Here is a 22,386-nt window from a genome sequence, read left to right as displayed (position 1 = left end):
TAAGATCGCGTCGTAGGAGGGTGTTAGCATTGGCACAACAAGAATTAAAACGAGATTTATCAAACCGTCATGTGCAATTAATTGCCATTGGCGGAACCATTGGAACAGGGCTGTTTTTAGGCTCTGGAAAAGCCATTCAATTGGCAGGTCCATCAATCATTTTTGCTTATTTAATTGTCGGAATGGCCATCTTTTTTGTCATGAGAGCACTTGGAGAATTGCTTTTATCGAAGGCGGGCTATCAGTCATTAACCGATATTGCAGAGGACTATCTCGGCCCGTGGGCATCTTTTGTGACAGGGTGGACCTATTGGTTTTGCTGGATTATGACAGCGATGGCGGATGTCATTGCGGTCGGAGTGTATGTGCAGTATTGGTTTGACATTCCGCAATGGATTCCTGCCATCATTTGTTTGTTGATTTTACTAGGATTGAATCTATTAACGGTGAAGCTTTTCGGAGAAATGGAATTTTGGTTTGCGCTCATTAAAGTGATTACGATTCTATTACTGATCGCTGTTGGAATTGTTCTTTTAATCATTGGTTTTCAAACCGATGCCGGACCGGTGACAGTAACGAATTTATGGTCTCATGGCGGGTTATTCCCAAATGGTGTCACAGGCTTCTTGTTGTCATTCCAGATGGTGATTTTTGCGTATGTGGGAGTTGAACTGGTTGGCGTATCCGCAGCAGAAACTGCCAATCCGCAAAAAAACATTCCCTCTGCGATTAATAAGATTCCATTAAGAATTCTATTTTTCTATGTGGGTGCGATCTTAGTTTTACTATGTATCAACCCATGGTCTGAGCTCAGTGCATCAGAAAGTCCTTTTGTGAAAACCTTTGGGCTCATTGGGATACCAGTAGCAGCGGGCCTTATCAACTTTGTTGTGTTGACGTCTGCGGCATCAGCTTGTAATAGCGGCATGTTCTCGACAAGCCGTATTCTGTATAATCTCAGTCATCAAAAGCAGGGGCCAGCTTCCTTTGGACGTTTGAACAAGCACGCTGTCCCTAGTAATGCGCTATTCGTTTCAACGATTGTAGTATCGGTCGGAGCTCTTTTAAGCAAGCTGATTCCCGAACAAGCCTTTGGGATTGTTACCACGATCAGTGCCATTTGTTTCATTTGGGTATGGAGTATTATTTTAATTTGTCATTTGAAATATAAAAAAACACGGCCTGAACTGCATGCAGCATCTACCTTTAAAGCACCGTTCACACCTTTTGTGAATATTTGCGTTCTTGCGCTCTTTGCTGCCATTCTCGTAATCATGCTCTTCGCAGATGCAACACGTCCTGCGCTGCTATTGACACCGGTATGGTTTGGTTTCTTATTTTTGATTTATGCACGAAAGAAACGCCGTGCATCGTAACGGACGGAAAAAGCACAGCCTTTTGACAGAGCTGTGCTTTTTATCATTTAACGATTTCTAATCTTCAACACATAATTTGCATTCAAAATGATCAAAACAATTCCAATCACCATGATCGAGAACAGTTGAGAGTGATTGGCTCCAAGGGAATACACAATCAAAATAAACATGGCACTAGTCAATAGAATATTCATCATTTGATACGTGTGAAACAGTCCGCCAAGCATGACATGCTTTTCCCCTTCGTCTGAAATGGCGAGCAGCTTTTTACTATAATCTTTGTCGGACGGACTTGGCAGATTGCGATTAGGATAGACAAGTGTAAGAACGGATATCGCTGCATAAGAACTGAAAATGGTGACGATAAATAAAGCAGCATTGACCAGAATCAACCAGAGGGGCTGCTCGGTGACGATGGTTATACCGATGGCAATAATGGACAAAATCGTACTCACCGTATTGGCTAATGTCGAATCAGTAAAGGTCCGATATTGCTTAGCCTCCAGTTCATCTTCCTCATCTCCAGAGACCGAAAGAGACACTCTTTTTTTCATACGTGAAATCCCTGAAAAACAATAAATAATCAATAAAATTGTCACTCCACTGATGACAAGAGTCGCTTCAAATGCAATATCAATAAGTGTCATCTCAAATTCGGCTGCCAGCAGACAGTAAGCACCGAGAAAGCCAAGGAGAGCACCTAAGAGCATTTTGTATACAGTTTTCATGATAGTTCATCCTCCTCGAATAGAAAAATACGTTCAATGGGTTCCTGAAAAATTCGTGAAAGCTTAACAGCGAGCAAGAGAGACGGCATTAATTCATCACGTTCCATTAAGCTGATGGTTTGACGAGAGACCTTTGCACGTTTCGCAAGCTCAGTTTGGTTTAAACCATCACGCGCACGAAGCTCTTTTAACCGATTTTTCATTCTGTCACCTCAAGTTTTAATTGAAATCTTTCCTTGATTGTAAAGCATTATATTCAATTTGACAAGTAAAGTTGTCAAATTGATAAAAATAGTTGTCAGAAAGATCATCTTTATTGAAAAGGTGAACCATGATACGCTAAAGGAAAGAGAAACAGAAAACAGGTGATGGCCGTGTTCATTGATCAATTAAAAAATGACTTACATCAATCACAACCGTTGTTCATTGGAGAAGAGACAGCGTTCAAAGCAGCAGTCCTGATCCCTTTAGTACAAGTAAATGGAGAATGGCATATATTATTTGAGGTACGATCGCTGACCATGAGAAAACAGCCGGGGGATATTAGCTTTCCTGGGGGCAAGCTCGACGGCAGCGAAACAGCACAGGAAGCTGCACTGCGAGAAACACATGAAGAGCTGGGTATCCCGCCAGAATCGGTCGAAATCGTTGGGCAGCTCAGTCCTTATATCGCTTCTCCATCCTTTGTCGTATACCCATATGTCGGTATCATTGATGAGCAAAAAGTGAAACACTCCTATAATCAAGAAGAAGTAGAAGAGACCTTTACCGTGCCTCTATCATGGCTCAGCCAATATGAGCCGTACCTACATCATGTATCCGTTCAGCCAACACCAGGAGAGGACTTCCCTTATGAAAAAATCATGAATGGTGAAAAATACAGCTGGGGGAGCCGGTCGATTGAGGAATGGTTTTATGATTACGAAAACTACACCATATGGGGATTAACAGCCCGCATATTAAAGCATTTTGTATCTGTTGCAAAAAGAAATTCCTAGAGAATCGCTCTCTAGGAATTTGTTGTATTCAGCCGTTCCTTCGCTGTTTGTTTTCCTTTATCAATTGGAATAGGCGCTCTCGCTTGGCTCAGTCCGTAGGAAGGCATGTTCACGTAGATGGATTCATACGAGCCGGCTTGAATTTGATATGTTTCATGATAAATGCCGACCGCATCATTATTTCGTGCCATTTGGTTAAATCTTTTCCAAGCAGCCAAATGCTTCTCCATCTTGGCATAGGCAAGGAGGTCATCTGTTGATTTCCAATATTGAATCATCGCTGTCGTGCGTAATCCAAAGTAATTCTCTGTTCCAAGAAACCCTAGCTCCTCTTGATGGGTATACAGCTCCTTGATCATGCCAGGCATCGCCATGAACACAGGCATCCATTGATGAATGGCCCAGCGTTTGTTGATCCTCATTCCGATAATGAACACCACAATCGAATCAGAATTGTCCGTTGTAAATCTGCCAGCACGTATGTCTTTTTTCATTCATTTACCCTTCCTTCTTCATCGAATGGAATGTCTCCACGCACCAATCAATTCCAGCTTGAGCCACTCTTTTCCCATAATCTAAAGTAAACAGCCAATACTTCGCATCCGCTTCATCTGGATAAAGCTCTTGAATGTTTTGTTCAATCGCAACATATGTCTTATAACGAATACGGAGCTGCCTCTCATAATCCTGTAAAAGCGCTAGTTTCTTCTCAAACGAAAGATATTGACCGAAGAATAACTTTAATAACACCTCATTACGTTCTGTTGGTAACTGATCGAGCGGCTGCGCCAGCCATTCTCTTAACGTGTCCAGTCCTTTTTCAGTCAAATGATATTCCCGCTTGTCTGAACGACCAGAGCTAGCAGCAGGTGAAACCTCCGCAAGGCCTTCCTCGACTATTAGCTTTAAAGCTGGATAAATTTGTCCATAACTGATTTTCCAAAAATGATGCAAGCTCCTATCAATTAATTGCTTCACTTCGTACCCTGACTTACAATCTGTCGTTAAAATACCTAAAATCGCATACGTCGTATCATTGTATTTTTTCATATCAGCACACCTATCTAAAAGATATATCATTTAGATATATAATAAATGATGGGGAGTGGCAGATACAAGGGGTTGTTGAAAAATAAATTCGATAAAGGAGGTGACTCACTCATATATTGATAGAAAAAATGAAATTCTGTCGGTGGAGGTATGTATGAATAGATCGAAAATCTGGATCGTGGCAATTCTAGCGGTACTAATCATGGGTGCTGTCAGCTGGATAGCATATCAAGCAAATGCAAAAAAGAGTGTATTGAATCAATCTTACGCCTTTGCATATAAGACCAAGAATCATGTGAACTGGTTCAAAGTAACGGAGAAAAAAGGGAAAGTAACAGGTCATCTGAATGAAACCATTTTGGAGGAAAACCCAAAAAGGCATTTTGATCCTAATCTATTTATCAACAAATATAAATTAACCGGCAAAACGATTGAAAACGGTTACGAATTTCAAGTGAAGCAAGGGAAAAAGACGGTCACATATGAAGTTCACCTTGCTGAAAAAGATCTTTCTGTGAGAAAACAAGGTGAAAAACAAAGCATCACATACAAAGCAGTTGATCAAACAAAACTACGTGCTGTTCAAAAGGACATTCATGACCGATATGAAGAACTGATGGAGGACACTGAAAATAGATTTCATGATTATGTAAGAAACTTCATTAAGAAAGTAACAGGCGCTTATGGTTATCTGTATACGGCGGAGGATGGTTCATACCAGCTATTTCTAAAAGTAAAACGAATGTATATGCAGTCTGAATGGGCAGGTTCTTTTCTGATGAGAACGGTCCCAGGAGATGGTGGAGCACCTTATAAAGAAACGAAACATACAGCCGGGGGTGTTTCAGATGGGATAATGTTTGATTTGAGTACTTATCCTGCAATTGAAAAGGGTTTTATTTTAGGGGAAACTGACCGAGACGCAACATCAATTAGATTTCCCTTTAAAATGGCAGGCGGTACAATAGAATTTAAAGCTGTCACGAAAGAGGAATATCAAGAACAAACGGAAGCATTTAAAAAGCAGGCTGAAGAAAAGAAAAAATAGATCGTATTGGACCAGGTGAATAAGGGTTAATAACATATCTGAATTCTCCATGAAAAAAAGGATATTATTTGCATAGATGTAAGATATAATTACTAAAATACTTATCTAAATTTTCTAGTATCTATTTTAAGTGAATAAGAATTTAGTTGAATATATGGTAAAATATTGTTGATGTTGATTTCTCAAATTAAATATTAGAGGAGGTACGTATGAGCAAATTGAAAATCTGGGTCGTGTCTATCCTAGCCGTACTCATCTTGGGTGGAGGCGGCTGGACAGCATATCAAGCAATCGCACAAAAAAATTCATTGAATCATTCCTATGCATTTGCGTATAAAACTAAGGATAGACTGAACTGGTTCGAGATATCTGAGAATAAAGGCAAAGTAACAGGTCATTTGAATGAAAGCTATATAGAAGAAATTTGGTGGGACCCTCAATTATATAAAAAACAATATGTCATAACCGGCCATTCAAAAGAAAATGGGTATGAATTTCAAATGAAAAAAGGAAAAGAAACGATCATATACGAAGTTCATTTTTCGGGGAAAAACCTTTCTGTGAAAAAACAAGGCGAGAAGCAAAGCACGATTTATAAAGCAATCAATCAAAAAAAGCTAGGAACGTATCAAAAAAAGATTCAAAATCGACATCAAAATCTAGTTGATTCATCAGAAACTAGATATTATGAAAATATGAGACACTTCAGGGATAAAGTGGCGAAAGTATATGGTTTTCTATATACGGCAGAGGATAAACAACTATTTTTACAAGTGGAAAGCATGCATGTTGAGAATGGATGGGACGGCTCCTTTTTAATAACAACTGTTACTGAAGAAGGTTGTAAGCCCTATAAAGAAATGAAAATAGAGGTCGGGGGCTTTACTGATGGGGCAGGATTTTTCGAAATGAGCTATGATCCTATAATTGAAGATGGTGTCATTATAGGTTCGACTGATCGAGATGCAAAATCAGTAAAGCTGCCAATTAAAAAGACAGACGGTACAGTAGAGTTAAAAGCTTTCACGAGGAAGGAATATAAAAAACTCCCTAAACCATATATCATGACAGGCGATTCAATAGAGTTAAAAGCTGTCACGAAAAAGGAGTATGAAAAACAAGCGAAAGCATTTAAAAAGAGGGCAGAAGAAAAGAAAAAATAGATGAATTTAAACCAGATGAGTGAATCAACTTATCTGGTTTTTTGTGGAGAAAAATATTGTTGATTGATGATAGAAGGAACAAAAGAGTAGAAGGTTTCCTATAAGTGAATAGAGAAAAGTATTTTAGGTATATAGACCCTAATAATTTTTAGAAAAATAAATGTTGACGCTTTCATATAATGCGTATATACTAAAAACAAATCCAATATGAATAAATTAGACATGTGACTGGTCATGCAGGCAGGATCTAAAAACGATGAATTTTTCTTTTATTTGTCGTTTTAGGTCCTTTTTTTGTTGCCAAAATATAGGTCTCGTGTATGAGAAAAGGGGGAGAAAAAATGAATTACACACAAGTTGCCAAAGACGTTTTACAGCATGTAGGTGGCAAAGAAAACATTGCGCACCTTGAGCATTGTTCAACAAGACTTCGCTTCACACTCATTGATCAGAAAAAAGCAGATGTACCAGCACTGGAAAAAACACCGGGTGTCATAGCTGTCAGAATGACAGGACAATGCCAAGTAGTCATTGGGAATGACGTCATTGAAGTGTATCAAAAGGTAACAAATTTAATAGGCAGCAGCTCATCAAGCCAAGACGTGCCATCCAATCAGCCAAAAGAAAAAAGAAAAGCAGGCACAGTTCTGTTAGATTTCATTGTCGGTGTCTTTCAGCCGCTTGTACCAGCTATCGCAGGCGGAGGAATTTTAAAATCATTTCTTCTCCTTTTCTCTTTATTAGGCTGGATGGATGCAAAGGGACAAACCTATCAAATACTGAACATGGTAGGTGACGCACCACTTTACTTTCTGCCTTTACTAGTTGCTGTAACGACGGCGAATAAACTAAAAGTAAACCCACTGGTCGCACTATCAGCAGTCGGTGCGCTTCTTCTGCCGAACATGACGGCGATGCTTACAGAAGGTGCACAATTACTGTCATTCGATGTGAAAAATATAGCTTATGCGTATCAAGTGTTTCCGGCAATCCTTTCTGTATTGCTTTACGCGCAAATGGAAAAATTCTTTACACGGTTTTCACCAAAACCAATTCGGATTTTCTTCGTTCCGATGATGTCATTGGTCATTACTGTACCAGTTACGCTACTTCTGTTAGGACCGATTGGTTTTACAGCGGGGCAAGGTTTTTCATCTATTATTCTTTCGATGTTTAATACGGTAGGCTGGGTAGCTGTCGCCATTTTAGCAGCGGTCCTCCCATTCATGGTGGCATCAGGCATGCATAAAGCAATGGTTCCTTATGCAGTCACAACGATGGGAACCCTTGGGAAAGAAGCACTTTATTTGCCGGCATCACTTGCGCATAATATTGCGGAAAGTGGAGCGTGTTTCGCTGTGGCACTTCGAACAAAAGACAAGGTACTTAGATCAACAGCCATTTCGGCAGGGATATCAGCCTTTTTTGGCATCACAGAGCCAGCGTTGTATGGTGTGACACTGCAAAATAAGCGAGTTCTAGGAAGTGTCATGATTGGTTCGTTTGTTGGCGGAATTTTCATTGGATTAGTTGGTATACAAGCCTTTGTGCTTGTTGGCCCTGGTTTAGCAAGCATGTCGATGTTTATATCAGATGAGCTACCGCGAAATCTGATGTTTGCTATCATTGGAGCGGTCATTTCGTTTATTGTCGCCTTTATCGCTGCTTTTGTATTAGGTAAAGATCGAACAGTAGAAGAAAAGACAAAGGACCAAGCTGGGTTTGCTGAAAAAATTGGAGCAGGCGAAACATTCAAGAGCCCTGTGATTGGCCAAATGATCTCTCTATCTGAAGTGAAAGATGATATTTTCTCTTCAAAGGTCATGGGAGAAGGAATTGCCATTGTACCTTCAAAAGGAGCACTTTATGCACCTGTAGATGGAGAGGTAACCTTGCTGTTCGAAACAAACCATGCACTTGGTATGAAAACGGACCATGGAGTTGAAGTATTATTCCACATCGGCATTGACACCGTTCAGTTGGAAGGGCAGTATTTCCATCCAAAAGTACAGGCTGGAGATCGTGTTCAAGCGGGTGATTTATTGATTGAATTTGATCTAGAAAAAATCATGGAAGCAGGATATGATCCAGTAACACTTGCTGTAGTCACAAATACAGATCAATATGATATTAAGGTACAGCCATTACAAGAGGTCAATCGTCAAGATACATTGATGGTTGTTACACAATTAGGAGGCTAATCATATGACAAAAATCAAAGGTTTTCCAAAAGGATTTTTATGGGGCGGCGCCATTGCTGCTAACCAGGCAGAAGGCGCCTGGAATATAGATGGAAAGGGGCCGTCTGTTGCAGATATTGCAATGTACCGTTCCAACTTGAGTGTAGAAGATTATGAAGGCCATCTTGCAGTTACCACTGAAAATATAGATCGTGCGATGAAAGATCCAGACGATAAAAAATACCCAAAACGCAGAGGTGTCGATTTCTATCATCACTATAAAGAGGATTTGGCTCTCTTTGCTGAAATGGGATTTCAAACACTTCGAATTTCTATTGCATGGAGTCGTATCTTCCCTACTGGAGAAGAAGCGGAACCGAATGAAAAAGGGCTGCAATTTTACGATCGTGTATTTGCAGAAATGAAAAAACACAACATAGAACCGATCGTGACTCTCTCTCATTATGAAATGCCTTTAGCCCTTAGTGTGAAATATAACGGCTGGGTTGAAAGAAAAGTAATTGACCTCTTTGTGAAATTCGCCAATGTTTGTTTCGAACGTTATAAAGATGATGTGAAATATTGGCTTACCTTTAATGAAATTGATAGTATTCACCGCCACTCTTTCATTACAGCGGGAATTATTCCTGATCGCTGCCCAGAAGGAAAAGTAGAAGAGACGGTGTACCAAGCACTTCATCATCAATTTGTCGCATCTGCTCTCGTAACAGCAGATTGCCATCGTATCATCCCAGGCAGTCAGGTAGGATGTATGCTGACAAAATTGACAACGTATCCGCATACGTGCCACCCGAATGATGTAGAACAAGCTTTGAAACAAAACTTAGAAAACTATTTCTATGCAGATGTTCAGGTGTTTGGCGAGTATCCGCCACTGATCAAGCGTATGCTTGAGAGAAAAGATATTCATATTCATATGGAAGCAGATGATCTTACCATTTTAAAAGAAAACACAGTAGATTTTATCTCATTTAGCTACTATATGTCTTTAACGGAATCAGCCCAAGAAGGATTAGAAGAGACAGAAGGGAATACCATTCGTGGAGTCAAAAACCCTTATCTTCCTTCAACTGATTGGGGCTGGCAAATTGATCCGGTTGGTCTGAAAATTTCTTTGATCGAATTGTATGAACGCTATCAAAAACCTCTTATCATTGTCGAGAACGGCATGGGTGCAAAGGATGTAGTTGAAAGTGATGGCTCAATCCATGACGACTATCGTATTAACTATTTCAAAGAGCATTTCCGTCAGATGAGAGAAGCTATTGAAGAAGGCGTCGATCTCTTTGGATATACGAGCTGGGGCTCGATTGATATTATTAGTGCAGGTACATCACAAATGTCAAAACGTTACGGCTTCATTCACGTAGATCAAGATGATGACGGGAACGGGACATTAAAACGATCTCGAAAAGACTCATTTTATTGGTACCAAAAAGTCATTGAGACAAATGGTGAATCGCTTGATTGAACACCACAATCATGAAAACAGGTGATGACGATGTTTAAAATCAAAAAAGTTTTAAACTCGAGCGTGGTCCTGGCTGAAGATCAGAACCAACAGGAGATGGTTTTGTTCGGCCGAGGAATTGGCTATGGCCAGAAACCAGGTCAAATGATAGAAGAGAAAAAAGCGGACCAAGTCTTTATGTCAGTCGATAACATGAGAGCAAAAGAATTTCTTCAATTGTTAGATTCAATGGCTCAGGAGTTTATCGATTTAACTCAGCAAATCGTCCAATATGCAGAAAAACGTTTAAACTCAACTTTAAATTCAGGTGTTTATTTTACCTTAATGGATCATTTGAATTTTGCAGTGGAACGTCATAAAAAGAATATTAATATTACGAATCGTGTGTATTGGGAAATCAAAAATTACTATACAGAAGAATTTGAAGTAGGGAACTACGCACTTGAGTTAGTCAATGACACATTGGGCATACAATTACCAAAAGAAGAAGCTGCCAATATCGCCTTTCACTTGATTAATGCATTAGGTGAAGAGTCCGAGTCCAAAGATGGTATGAAATACGCCAAGATGATCGGAAGTATTGTTAATCTTGTGCGCTATACGTTGAATATGAAAATGGATCAAGAGAATATTCATTACAGTCGGTTCATTACACATGTGAAATTCTTTGTAGAGAGATTTTATGCTGATAAATTATTATCAGATCAGGAAAATGAGTTATTTGAACAAATTGCACATTTATATCCTCAAGCGATGGATGTTGCTTTTAAGATCAAAGATTATATTAAACAGGTGCATAGTATCATCATTCCTAATGATGAGCTTACTTATCTTGCGGTACATATACACCGCCTTATTTCTTATCAGCAACTAAAATAAATGTGGAACCACTTGCCTTGATGAGGCGAGTGGTTCTTTATTTCAAATGTTTATATTAAGTTCCGATAGGTCGTTCTGTTGTACCATTTTCATCATTTAATGAATTGAAAGTCCCTGTTTGTCCTAAAACAACGATGGTCAAAGTGATAATCAATAAACTCATTTTTTTCATTAGAATTCCCCCAGTCAATGATAGGATGTTTCATGCGATCAGCTTCCTTTAAAAAGAGATAGGCTTGATGAATTGCTCCCAGCTCTTCAAAGTGTTTTGCTGCTAACGCACTTAATTCACAGACTCCTTCAGCATCTTTTAATTTTTTAAGAATGCTGATTTCATCGAAACAGGCTTGAGCTTTTTGAGCCATATCTTCAGTGAAATATAGATGGTAAAGCAAATTCATTTTTGCTGTATAGATGGGGCATTTCTCTGATTCATGTTTTTGGTTAACCAATTCGAAGTAATAGAGAGCTTGTGTCCTTTCATCGATAGAGAGTAGCTCCTTCATTAACATGTACATGGAGTGATGGAAGTAACACGATGAGAAATAGTCTTCGTCACTAAGAGCCTTTTCTAGGGCATCGATACATTTTTTTGATTCGCCAGCTTCGGCATACAAAATGCTGATATTATGATAAAGCTGTGATGTTAGAAAATGATCGTTTAGACTGTCTGCGATGTGTAATGCTTTTTTGTAGTAATTTTCTGCCCTTATAAAGTCGCAAATGTCCATATAATTAGCAGCGGCGATGACAAAGGCTGCAGCTAGTCTTCTTTCATATCCTTCATGGCTTTTGAAAATATCAATAGCATTCTGAATGTAGTGTAGAGAAATTAGGCTTTGACGAAGCAGCATATATAAGTTGGCAATTTTCGTATGGAATTCTGCTACTTCTATTTCATCAGGAATGTGTTGTAGTTTTTTCTCGGCAATTTTAAACAGTCCAATGGCTGATGCATAGTCTCTTTTATATGACGCGTAAAGGGCTTTGTATAGGTAAAAATAGTATTCAATTAAGTCGTTTGTTTTAGAGGGGCAATCTGGCTCTAGCTGTTCCTTCAGTTTCGTACCTCTTCGTTCATATAACATGAGCTTATACTTGCCTTCTAGCAATGAGTAATAGGTCAAGACCTCCTGATTCTCTTCCATTTTTTGAAGTAATTCCTTTACTTCTGTATACATTGCTTTTGCACTGTGTACATCATGCTTGCGAATTGCAATTCTCCAATCATTTAAACGATTCCCCACCTGTTCAGCAGAAATGATAGCCATGGAAATTTCACCTCTTTAAGATCCTTTCACCTGTTTCATAAAAAACGATATCACAATTTTTGGTAAAATATAATCGTTTCGGTGAGGCGATTGACAAGGGGTAATAAAAAGGACCTAAGGTCATGTGATGTACGATATTGTAAGGGAGAATGCTTGTTAACACAAATGAATAAAATCTCTTTTTAGAAATCTAAAAAAGGGTTATATACAACGGGTTTTAAGATAATGTACGAAAATACCGCTCATATATTTGATATAAAGAAATTTTAGCTATTTAAGAGGGGAAATGGAAGGTCGATCTAGGAAAGAAAATCAGGTATGATGTTGCTAGATCATGAGATAAGAAACTGATAGATGACGACAAAAGTAAGTATTAAACACAAACTCCGACCTTTAAGAAAGGATGTTGAAATGAAAAAAAGATTTCAAAGCTTAAACAGACAAATCACAGTCATTATCACGACTCTGTTACTTGTTTTAGTGACTCTATATATGTCAAAGAGATACTTTTATAGCAAAGAAATTGAGCTGTTGATAGAATCTTGTCAACAAGCTGGCGGCAAAATCATCTTAGAAACAAATAGTTTGTCTATGGATTACTCGTTTGAGTGCCAGAAAAAGTAGAACAGGCAGTTTCTGCCTGTTTGTACTCAAATTAAAAACCTAAATCTTGCAGCCAATGATTTAATCTCATTTCTCGTTTCTCGACAGTTGAATGATCATATCTTCCTAATTGTAAACTGTCTGCCATTTCTCCGTCATTCATAAACATGATTCTTTCAGAACGAAGAGCCACCTTGGGGTCATGTGTAACAAGTAGCAGTGTTGCTCCTTCAGAGTGGATTCTTGAAAAAATATTCATTACTTCCTTTGTTGTACTGGAATTAAGAGCACCTGTAGGTTCATCAGCGAAAAGTATATCTGGTTCATTCATGAGCGCTCGGCAGATAGCGGCTCTTTGAAGCTGTCCTCCCGATACTTCTGTCAAATATCTATTTGCCAAATGATCAATTTCAAGTTTTTCCATTAAATATTGAGCTCGTTCATTCACTTTTTGTCTTGGCTTTTTCTTTGCTAAATAAGCTGCTGCAATGATGTTGTCAAATAGATTAAGTTTTTTTAATAAGTGGCTGTGCTGAAAGACAAATCCCATCTCAGTTAAGCGCAGAGCACTTAACTGTTTTTCTGTCATTTCTGATAGTGTTCGGCCTTTATATTTGATCTCTCCTGTTGAAGCTGTTTCTATGCCGCTAAGCTGATAAAGTAAGGATGTTTTTCCACATCCAGAAGGTCCCATAATGGTCACGAATTCCCCGCGCTTTATCGATAAATGAATATCCTTAAGAATCGTTTGTTTCTGTCCTTTTAATGAATTGATATGCAATGACAATCGCTTCGTTTCAATCAAGTGTTCCATGTGAAACAACTCCTTATTAAAGTGTATGCCTTGTCGTTTGGCTAGAAAAAAACGTCTTCAATAACCAGGCGATCAAAGCTAAATTGACAATAAATAGTATGAGTGGATACACAACCGACACCCATTGCGATGACAGCCACTGAAGGCTCGACGCCCCTAATGAAGCTCCACCGACACTCATCAAAGCAGGACCAATTGTATTGACCGCGATTGTTCCAATAAAGGCACCAAAAGAGAGAACAACGATAAAACTTGTTATATATTGTGCTGTTATATCTGTTATAGAAAACCCAATTGTTCTTAACATGTTGTTCCGGCTTGAATCTTTAGCTTTTAACATGTGCAAGAACATGAACAGCATTAAGCTGGCGGTCCCAAAAGCAGCTAATGTAGCAAAAAATGCAACGACTTTTACGATAGCTGCTGTGCTGCCGATCGTTTGATGAACGTATTCTTTCATATCTGTCACTTTTGCAGGAGATGCCTTTTTTTCAAATATCGCCTTTTTCTCTGCAATATTTACTCCTGGTTTTAGTTGGATTTGAATGGTTTTCCAAAGAGCTGATTGAGGAAATGGCTGTGATATTGCTTTTGCTGTTTTGCCTCCATTGGTGACGTCCTGATAAATACCTGTCACCGTTCTTTGGGTTTCATGCCCGTTAGTTACGAGAGTGATTCTTTCTCCAATCTTTTTCTGAAGTGAATCTGCATTTAACACGGATAAGGCAATTTCATCATTCTTAAAAGGTTGCCGCCCTTGTAAATAGGTGAGGGGAAATGCTGAGAGCTCACCTGTTTCTAAATAGAGCGTTTCTAATGAATTCTCCTTTGATTTCGCCTGAAGAGAAGCAGTCTCATAGATGGCTGCTGTTTGAATGCTCCGATCTTCACGAATCATTGATTCTATTTCGTTTGTATTTTTCGTTAGTTGATTTCCTTGGCGTATATCAATTCGGAGGTCACTTTTACCAGAGCCAAGGTAGGTGATGAAATCCGGTGATTGTAAGGTATGCCATAGCTGAATAGGCATCAGCATTAAAAATGTACAAAGTGCAATAATACAAGTAATCGTTGTGTACAACTTCTTTCGTGATATCAGGTCTTTTAAACCAAGCCATATATGGATCGGTATGAACCTGCTTTTCTTGAGGTGCATAGGTATTTTTTTCTTATGATTCGATGAATGGATACCACCTTGAAGGGCTTGAGCAGCTGATATTTGACCAAACTTTCTTAGGACAGCATAGCTGCAAGAGATGACGATCATTGCCGTCACAATAGAAACAAAAAGCGGGATTAACAAATGAATAAAAGAAGGCTGATTCCCCATGTATTGCTGAATATTGGCCGTAAACATATCACCAAATATAAGTGTTAACACATAGCCTGCTATACATCCCGCACAAGCAAGCACGGCATATTTTCCAACGTATAATTGCTTAATTTTTGTTAAAGGAATCCCCATTACCTTCAGTATGCCAATTTCACGTTCATCTTCTTCTATAGAAGCCGTCATAGCAAGATGGAGTGAGAGAAGGGCTATACTTATGAGCAGCAGGCAAACAAGCAAAAGAATGGCAATCACCATTCCATCTGTCAATGCATTCAGCATACGCAGCAAAGGCAGTGTGACAGCTGGGCCTTGTTGTGGTAGCTGTGATGATTGATAGATTGCTTGAAAAGCATCTGTCTGCGCGGCATCATGCAGTAAAAATTCGATTAAGTACTCTTTTTGTTGAAACACATGATTTATTGCATCCCAATCCTCGTTATGAAGAAGAAATCTTTTTGAGCTGACTAGACTGGGGTTCATTTGTGCATCTCGCAAGAACGCTTTAATGCGAAAGGTGAATTGATTAGCTCCTTTCTCAATCAGTAACGTTTCACCTATGTTGAGATGATACTTTTGTTGAAAATAAATTGGGACAGCTACTTCACCTTTATTGACAGTGAGCTTCTCGTTTTGTTGATTTAAAAGAAAATCAAAATTGCGATTTTGCTTCACAAATAAATGATCCATCACACCTGCTTTGGCAGGCTCATGTCCGAACCTGATGTTTGCATGTTCAATTGGTATCATTGGGACGATTTGATGAGCTTTTACCATGGACTGCTTACTTGAAAATGCTTCAATGTCTTTTTCATTTAGGTCGCCGTCATGCATTTGGACAAAGTCTGGCGCTTTAGCAGAATGGAGCAGGCCAGAAATGGACCCATTCAGCTGTACTGTCATTTGAGCGGCACTTGCTGCGAGAAATGAAGTCATCATGATGCAAATAGTTAAACCAATTGAAATAAGACGGTGGCGGGTTAAGTCTTTCTTTATAAAGGCGAATCTCATGAGGCTGATTCTCCTTCATGTTGAAGCATATTTTTTGTTAGGTAGGCTAGGGCAAACATGAAAATACTGACTATTAGCACAGTTACATACATGTTGGCTGAAAACGTATTGAACAAGAACCCATACATCATTTGACCAAGCGGGACAGCACATTGAGAAACCATTGTTAGGTTGGCCATCACTTTTCCTAATTGGTGATTTGGTGTTTTCTTTTGAATATGTGATATCACAACGACCGAGATCATTGTAAGCAGCATAGCAATTGGAAGACATCCTGCTAAAAAGAGGAAATAAGCTGGATAAGTGCCAAATTGTAGAGCCATAGTCGATGTTGAGAACGCCACAGGCAGCAGGATGATGGCGATGACAAGCATCCAGCGATATAAAGTAGGAATGCGCCAATGCTTCGTTACAAGTCCAACTAGCAGAGCACCTGCGATGACAGCGAACTCAATCAAGCCCATTCCTATTCCATACATGATGTCACTGGTTTTCATTGTGACCCTTAAAATGATTGGGCCACCTACGATAAAAAATGGTGTAAGAATGAAATTTAACATTGCAGCAAGCAGCATGGTTCTTTTTAGAAACGGCTGGCTGCCGATATAAGAAAATCCTTGTTTCATATCTTTTATGAGCACTTTGCCCATAGAATCTGTCAGCGGACTAGAGGAGAAGGGTATTTTTAATCGTAAGAGCATGCACGCAGATAGGAAAAATACGATGGCACTGGCACCTATAATGAATTGACTTCCAATCATTCCGTATAGAACACCACCGATAACAGGTGCGAGAACACCTGAAAGTGCCTGAACGCCATTGACGATGCCGTTCGCTTGTTCTAATTGCTCTTCTTTCACTAGCTGTGGAATGCTGGACATCACAGTAGGTGCATAGAACGTACTCATCACACCAAGAAGTATCATGACAGCTCCTATCATGTAGAGTGAATCATTTCCAGATAATAACCAGAAATAAAAAGCAAGAATCATGATGCCGGCGAGGACGTCAAATAAAATCATCAAGTTCCTTCTGTTAAACCGGTCAGCGATTGCACCAGCTAATGGGGAGAGAAGGAACGGGATATTGGATAAAGCGAAAAGTAAGGCAAATAAATCAACTCGTTGTGTCATATCAAGCACATGTAAAGATAGAACAAATCGAATGAGAGAAGATCCGAAAACGGAAATAATCTGTCCGAGAACGAGGTAGATAAAGTGAGATGAATCTCTTTTGAATAATACATTCATAAATATCACTCTCCTTTTAGACCGACCGTCAGTCTATAATGTATGCAGGATTGGTATTGAAGTGACCAATCACTGATTATTTTCATCCTGCTCACCAGATAATCGCTTCAGCAGGAAGGAAAAGCTCCCCTTATCTGCATGCAATGAGGATTCGAGTATATCGATAAAAGCTAAAGCGCGTTGTATACTTTCTTCGGCTGTCCATTGAAACAGGCCTTCATCAAATATGACCTGTGCAGAAGCGAGAAGGAATTCAACCGTCTCTTGCGGATACTTCGTTTTGAATGTCCCTTCCTCTACACCTTGCTGAATGACATCTGCCAACACTGGTGATAGTTCTTTAATGGCTTTAATTAAGCTTTTTTGATGCATTTCTGCATTAGAAGGCTGATGGAACTGATCGATCATCCCCTGTTTATGGCTTCCTTGCTGAGGTGATTGCGCCATGATGATACGAAATAGTTTGTCAACGACTGGAAGGTCTGGATCAGCCGCAATACGCTTTGCCACGATGATATCTTCTTTGATGATCCTGTCAATAATGGCATCCATTACTTCTTCTTTGGATGCGAAGTAGTAATAAAAGGTGCCTTTTGCAATGCCAACGGCTTTTAATATGTCAATAATCGTTGTTTTCTGATAGCCTTTGGTTGAAAAAAGCGCTTCTGCTGCGTTTAATATGTCATTTTTACGTTCCTCAGGATGTTTAACGGTTCTCATAAAGCCATCCTTTCTTTTAACTAGACTGTCGGTCGGTCTTTGATTTGATTAAACACTTTTTAGGGTGTCTTTGTCAATGGCTGGTTTTAAACACTTTGCATTTATTGTTCAAAGACACTATGATACATTGAATGAAAACACCTTCAGGAGAGATGCCTCATGCAATTTTTAACCAGTGAATTGGCTCAAGAAATGGTTGAACGTACGATGCATATTTTACATAAAAACATCAATGTGATGAATGCAGATGGTGTCATTATTGGTTCTGGTGAACGAAACAGGATTGGCCAGAAACATGATGGTGCACGACTTGTTCTGACAAGCGGGAACAGTGTGGAAATTGACCATGAGACCTCCTTGCGCTTAGAAGGAGTGAGACCGGGGATCAACCTGCCTATTTGCTTTCATGAACAAGTAGTTGGTGTGATTGGGATTACTGGTGAGCCAGAGGACATTCGGCATCATGCCGAGCTGGTGAAGATGGCAGCTGAACTGGTGTTAGAGCAATCTTTTCTACTCGAACGGGTTCAATGGCGTCATCGAATAGAAAGTGAAATTGTCAATCAGTTGATTTCATATTCTGATGTTGGGGATCATCAGCTGAAAAATCGAGCTGCTTGGCTGGGAATGGATTTAGACAAGCGCCGAAGGGCTATTGTTTTTCAGCCAGTTCCATCCTCAGAGGATGCTGTTCATAAATTGATGCATGCGATTCAATATGATAAGAAGTCGGATGATTTACTTGGTATGACCTTTTGTCATGAATTGATTCTTTTAAGTCATTCAATACCTGAACATCAATTAAAGCAGATGGCAGGTCATCTGCAAAGAACAATGCAAAGAGCAATAGGAGGCCAAGTGCTAGTGGGGATAGGGACTGTCGCTGACGACATCAGCCAGCTGCCAATTTCTTTTCAGCATGCGAGAGAAGCCCTGAGATTAGGGAAAGCTCTTGATCCGGAAGAAAGTATGTATTTCTTTGAGTCTTATCAGCTGGAAAGCTTATTCATGATTGCGGGAATTGCTGAAAAGAAAAGTCGATGGACTGACTTTTACAAGCCGCTGACACAAGAAGCAGAGCTCGCCCATACATTAAGGGTTTACATTGAAGAGGGCGGTGATTTGCAGAGCATTGTTGATCGTTTATTTATTCATCGGAATACATTGCGTTATCGTTTAGACAAAATTCAAGAATTGACTGGAAAAGACCCTCGTCATGTAAAACAGTTAATCGAGCTTTATATGGCGCAGCTAATGAATCAATTATCTTGATTGTGCAAATGCACAATTGAGTAGAGTGATAGATGAAAAAAGTTCATCCAGATTCACAACACAATCCCTTTGGGTAAACGCTTACAATTGGAGAAAGATATTTTTAGGGGGATTGAGGATGAGTGGAGATGTAACGGTAAGTACTTTGGGAGCCCTGGCGGCGCTTGTGATCGCGATTGTTCTCATTCTAAAAAAAGTATCACCTGCTTATGGCATGCTGGCAGGTGCATTTATAGGCGGCTTGGTTGGCGGTGTAGATATTGTTCAGACCGTCAACGTCATGATGGAAGGTGCTAAGGACATGATTCCAGCTGTCCTTAGAATTATGGCGGCAGGTGTACTGGCTGGTGTTCTCATTGAGTCGGGTGCAGCGTTATCGATCGCTGAGGCCATCGTGAGAAGGCTTGGTGAGGCGAGGGCACTATTAGCACTCGCACTTGCAACGATGATTTTAACAGCAGTGGGCGTGTTTGTAGATGTTGCGGTTATTACGGTAGCGCCCATCGCACTTGCCATTGCCAAACGCGCAAAGCTCTCAAAAACGGGAATTCTCCTTGCTATGATTGGAGGCGGGAAGGCAGGAAATATCATGTCACCGAATCCGAATGCCATTGCCGCTTCAGATGCTTTTGGTGTACCTCTGACTTCAATGATGGCTGCGGGTGTCATTCCAGCTGTGTTCGGGCTGGCGGTTACATATGTATTAGCTAAAAAGCTTGCAAACAAGGGGACACCCGTTCTTGAAGAGGAAACCGGGCAAAGTAAAGTTCAAATACCTGCTTTTTTTCAAGCACTGGCTGGTCCACTGGTTACCATTTTATTGTTGGCTTTAAGGCCGCTTTTTCAAATCAATATAGATCCAATGATCGCCTTACCAATTGGAGGGATTGTAGGCGCTCTTTTCATGAAAAAAGGGAAATTTCTCAATGATTATGCGATGTCAGGTCTTCATAAAATGTCAGGTGTCGCGATCATGTTATTAGGGACAGGTACGTTAGCAGGAATCGTATCGAATTCTACCTTAAAAGATGTGTTTATTCAGGCACTTGATGCATCGGGTTTACCTCCATATTTACTTGCACCAACTTCAGGGATATTTATGTCAGCCGCTACTGCTTCGACAACAGCTGGCACGGCGGTAGCGAGCGGTGTGTTTAGTGGAACACTGATTGGGCTTGGTGTATCTGCTCTTTCAGGGGCAGCCATGATTCATGCTGGCGCAACAGTGCTTGACCATATGCCGCACGGGAGCTTTTTCCATGCAACAGCAGGAAGTGTTCAAATGGATATTAAAGAGCGTTTAAAGCTCATGCCTTTTGAATCGTTAATCGGTTTGACGTTAACCGTTGTATCGACCATTATTTTTGGCGTTTTCCAGCTGTTTGGCTAAAGGACAGGATAAGAAATGAGGGGCTGATAGGATGAAAATTGTGATCGCACCAGATTCATTTAAAGAAAGTTTGTCTGCTTATGAGACAGCATGTGCCATTGAACGAGGATTTCGTTCTATTTTGCCACACGCAGAGTATATCAAACTGCCAATGGCAGATGGCGGAGAGGGGACTGTTCAATCGTTGGTTGATGCGACGGGCGGGCACATTGTTCATCAAGTGGTCACGGGCCCGCTTGGTGAGCCTGTGGATGCTTTTTTTGGCATGTTAGGAGACAGTCAGACTGCTGTCATAGAGATGGCTGCAGCCTCTGGATTACACCTTGTTCCGCGAGAAAAACGTAATCCGTTATGGACGACATCGAGAGGAACTGGTGAATTAATACTTGCAGCGCTGGATAAAGGAGCGAAGCATGTGATCATTGGGCTTGGCGGAAGTGCAACAAATGATGGCGGTGTTGGAATGATGCAAGGATTAGGTGCAGCTTTCCTTGATAAAACAGGACATGCACTGACGTCAGGCGGCGGGGCACTTCATCAATTAGCTTCAATTGATTTATCTGGACTCGATCCAAGGCTGCAATCTGTCCGGCTGGAGGCGGCTTGTGATGTGGATAATCCTTTAACAGGTGAGAGAGGAGCGTCTGCCGTTTTCGGCCCTCAAAAGGGAGCAGATGAAGAAATGGTTCAAGTGTTAGACAAGAACCTAGCTCATTTTGCACGAGTAGCTGAAAAGCAGTTCAATATATCCTTTGAAGATGCAGCAGGGGCAGGAGCGGCAGGAGGACTTGGTGCGAGTTTATTAGGCTTTTTAAAAGCCGATTTGCAAAGAGGAATCGATATTGTGCTGAAAGCTGTTCATTTTGATGACATCATCAAGGAGGCAGACCTTGTCATTACGGGAGAAGGCCGAATTGACCGGCAGACCATTTATGGAAAAACGCCAATCGGCGTAGCCAAAGCAGCGAAGCAGTATAATCTACCCGTGATTGCCATCGCAGGCTCTCTTTCAAAAGACAGTGCAGTCGTACATGATCATGGAATTGATGCACTTTTTAGTATTGTTCCAGGTATCACCTCTCTTTCTGAGGCGATACACGATGCGAATCTCCATGTAGAGAGAACAGCTCGGAATATCGCGGCTGTGTTAGAATTTGGAATAAAAAAGTAAACGATGAAAAATGTTTCCTTTTCTATCACATTCCTTCTATAGAAATGTGGTAAAATCGATATAAATGATGTAGAAAGTTGGAGGAAACAAAAATGTCTAATCTACCGAATTGTCCTTCGTGCAGCTCACCTTATACTTACGAGGACGGCAGTCTGTTGGTTTGTCCTGAGTGTGCGCATGAATGGTCACTTGAACAAGAACAAGCGGCAGAGGAACAGCTTGTTGTCAAAGATGCGAATGGGAACCTGTTAAGTGATGGGGACACGGTCTCTGTCATTAAAGACCTAAAAGTAAAAGGTTCATCATCCGTTTTGAAAATAGGAACGAAGGTCAAAGGCATTCGTTTAGTGGAAGGCGATCATAACATTGATTGTAAAATCCCTAGCTTCGGCGCAATGAAATTAAAATCAGAGTTTGTGAAAAAGATATAAACAAAAAAAGTTATACTATTAGAAATTGCTAAATCTGAGCAAGAAATAAGTATAAGAATGTTGTAGTTGTACAAAAAACACCTAAATTGTTAAAGGAAACATATCCCTTAATAAATTAGGTGTTTTATATTTTTATACAGTTTTTAAAATGATGAGGAACTATTCAAAGGAATATCCGTATATATTATTGGAATAATTTAAGCTTATTA

At 40.0% G+C, this 22,386-nt stretch carries 20 protein-coding genes; 11 read left to right on the top strand and 9 right to left on the bottom strand.

Going from position 1 to position 22,386, the window contains the following annotated elements:
- Positions 1-29 precede the first annotated feature (29 nt).
- On the top strand, positions 30-1,376 hold the full coding sequence (locus QR42_RS18210; protein ID WP_039182754.1) for an amino acid permease: 1,347 nt from the start codon (positions 30-32) through the stop codon (positions 1,374-1,376).
- Positions 1,377-1,423: 47 nt separating this feature from the next.
- Here QR42_RS18210 and QR42_RS18205 read toward each other — a convergent pair whose 3' ends face one another.
- Positions 1,424-2,104 carry a DUF3169 family protein gene (locus QR42_RS18205; protein ID WP_039182751.1) on the bottom strand — a complete coding sequence of 227 codons (681 nt, stop codon included), beginning with the start codon at positions 2,102-2,104 and terminating at the stop codon, positions 1,424-1,426.
- A complete protein-coding gene (locus tag QR42_RS18200) occupies positions 2,101-2,307 on the bottom strand; it encodes a helix-turn-helix transcriptional regulator (RefSeq protein ID WP_003215336.1) in 207 nt (68 codons plus the stop codon). The genes QR42_RS18205 and QR42_RS18200 overlap by 4 nt, the downstream gene beginning before the upstream one ends.
- Positions 2,308-2,478: 171 nt before the next feature.
- Here QR42_RS18200 and QR42_RS18195 point away from each other — a divergent pair, with 171 nt between their 5' ends.
- Positions 2,479-3,102: an NUDIX hydrolase gene (locus QR42_RS18195; protein ID WP_039183399.1), complete on the top strand. Its 624-nt coding sequence runs from the start codon at positions 2,479-2,481 to the stop codon at positions 3,100-3,102.
- An 11-nt stretch (positions 3,103-3,113) separates the two neighbouring features.
- Here QR42_RS18195 and QR42_RS18190 read toward each other — a convergent pair whose 3' ends face one another.
- Positions 3,114-3,596 carry a DUF4188 domain-containing protein gene (locus tag QR42_RS18190; protein WP_039182747.1) on the bottom strand — a complete coding sequence of 161 codons (483 nt, stop codon included), beginning with the start codon at positions 3,594-3,596 and terminating at the stop codon, positions 3,114-3,116.
- Positions 3,597-3,600: 4 nt separating this feature from the next.
- Positions 3,601-4,152: a PadR family transcriptional regulator gene (locus QR42_RS18185; protein WP_039182744.1), complete on the bottom strand. Its 552-nt coding sequence runs from the start codon at positions 4,150-4,152 to the stop codon at positions 3,601-3,603.
- A gap of 154 nt (positions 4,153-4,306) precedes the next feature.
- Here QR42_RS18185 and QR42_RS18180 point away from each other — a divergent pair, with 154 nt between their 5' ends.
- The 5 genes from QR42_RS18180 (at position 4,307) to QR42_RS18160 (ending at position 10,914) form a co-directional block, all read left to right on the top strand.
- Complete coding sequence (locus tag QR42_RS18180; RefSeq protein WP_039182741.1) at positions 4,307-5,200, top strand: hypothetical protein; 894 nt, start codon at positions 4,307-4,309, stop codon at positions 5,198-5,200.
- A gap of 209 nt (positions 5,201-5,409) precedes the next feature.
- Positions 5,410-6,363, top strand: coding sequence for a hypothetical protein (locus tag QR42_RS18175; RefSeq protein WP_039182737.1), 954 nt, complete (start codon positions 5,410-5,412; stop codon positions 6,361-6,363).
- 341 nt (positions 6,364-6,704) lie between these two features.
- Positions 6,705-8,564, top strand: coding sequence for a beta-glucoside-specific PTS transporter subunit IIABC (locus QR42_RS18170; protein ID WP_039182734.1), 1,860 nt, complete (start codon positions 6,705-6,707; stop codon positions 8,562-8,564).
- Between the two features lie 4 nt (positions 8,565-8,568).
- Positions 8,569-10,035: a glycoside hydrolase family 1 protein gene (locus QR42_RS18165; protein WP_039182731.1), complete on the top strand. Its 1,467-nt coding sequence runs from the start codon at positions 8,569-8,571 to the stop codon at positions 10,033-10,035.
- A 30-nt stretch (positions 10,036-10,065) separates the two neighbouring features.
- Positions 10,066-10,914 (top strand): PRD domain-containing protein, encoded by an 849-nt coding sequence (locus QR42_RS18160; RefSeq protein ID WP_039182729.1) that lies wholly within the window; start codon positions 10,066-10,068, stop codon positions 10,912-10,914.
- 92 nt (positions 10,915-11,006) lie between these two features.
- Here QR42_RS18160 and QR42_RS18155 read toward each other — a convergent pair whose 3' ends face one another.
- From QR42_RS18155 to QR42_RS18130, 5 genes are all read right to left on the bottom strand, one after another.
- The gene (locus QR42_RS18155) at positions 11,007-12,185 is read right to left on the bottom strand and encodes a response regulator aspartate phosphatase (RefSeq protein WP_039182727.1); all 1,179 of its coding nucleotides are present in this window, start codon (positions 12,183-12,185) and stop codon (positions 11,007-11,009) included.
- A 655-nt stretch (positions 12,186-12,840) separates the two neighbouring features.
- Positions 12,841-13,602, bottom strand: coding sequence for an ABC transporter ATP-binding protein (locus tag QR42_RS18145; RefSeq protein WP_039182724.1), 762 nt, complete (start codon positions 13,600-13,602; stop codon positions 12,841-12,843).
- A 16-nt stretch (positions 13,603-13,618) separates the two neighbouring features.
- Positions 13,619-15,943 (bottom strand): FtsX-like permease family protein, encoded by a 2,325-nt coding sequence (locus QR42_RS18140; RefSeq protein ID WP_039182722.1) that lies wholly within the window; start codon positions 15,941-15,943, stop codon positions 13,619-13,621.
- Positions 15,940-17,193: an MFS transporter gene (locus QR42_RS18135; protein ID WP_039182720.1), complete on the bottom strand. Its 1,254-nt coding sequence runs from the start codon at positions 17,191-17,193 to the stop codon at positions 15,940-15,942. Before QR42_RS18135 ends, QR42_RS18140 begins: the two co-directional genes overlap by 4 nt.
- A gap of 69 nt (positions 17,194-17,262) precedes the next feature.
- Positions 17,263-17,913, bottom strand: coding sequence for a TetR/AcrR family transcriptional regulator (locus QR42_RS18130; RefSeq protein WP_039182718.1), 651 nt, complete (start codon positions 17,911-17,913; stop codon positions 17,263-17,265).
- A gap of 159 nt (positions 17,914-18,072) precedes the next feature.
- On the opposite strand from QR42_RS18130, the gene QR42_RS18125 reads away from it, so the two are divergent.
- From QR42_RS18125 to QR42_RS18110, 4 genes are all read left to right on the top strand, one after another.
- Positions 18,073-19,185, top strand: coding sequence for a CdaR family transcriptional regulator (locus QR42_RS18125; RefSeq protein WP_039182716.1), 1,113 nt, complete (start codon positions 18,073-18,075; stop codon positions 19,183-19,185).
- Between the two features lie 118 nt (positions 19,186-19,303).
- Entirely contained in the window at positions 19,304-20,575 is a 1,272-nt protein-coding gene (locus tag QR42_RS18120; protein ID WP_039182714.1) for a GntP family permease, read from the top strand.
- A 31-nt stretch (positions 20,576-20,606) separates the two neighbouring features.
- Positions 20,607-21,746, top strand: coding sequence for a glycerate kinase (locus QR42_RS18115; RefSeq protein ID WP_039182712.1), 1,140 nt, complete (start codon positions 20,607-20,609; stop codon positions 21,744-21,746).
- Between the two features lie 92 nt (positions 21,747-21,838).
- Entirely contained in the window at positions 21,839-22,177 is a 339-nt protein-coding gene (locus QR42_RS18110; RefSeq protein ID WP_024423969.1) for a zinc ribbon domain-containing protein YjdM, read from the top strand.
- The last annotated feature ends 209 nt before the right edge of the window (positions 22,178-22,386 follow it).

It is taken from the genome of Bacillus sp. WP8 (assembly GCF_000800825.1).
In the GTDB taxonomy this organism is placed as follows: domain Bacteria; phylum Bacillota; class Bacilli; order Bacillales; family Bacillaceae; genus Bacillus; species Bacillus safensis.
Note: the sequence above shows the minus strand (reverse complement) of the source record. Positions and strands in the feature narration are given on the sequence as shown.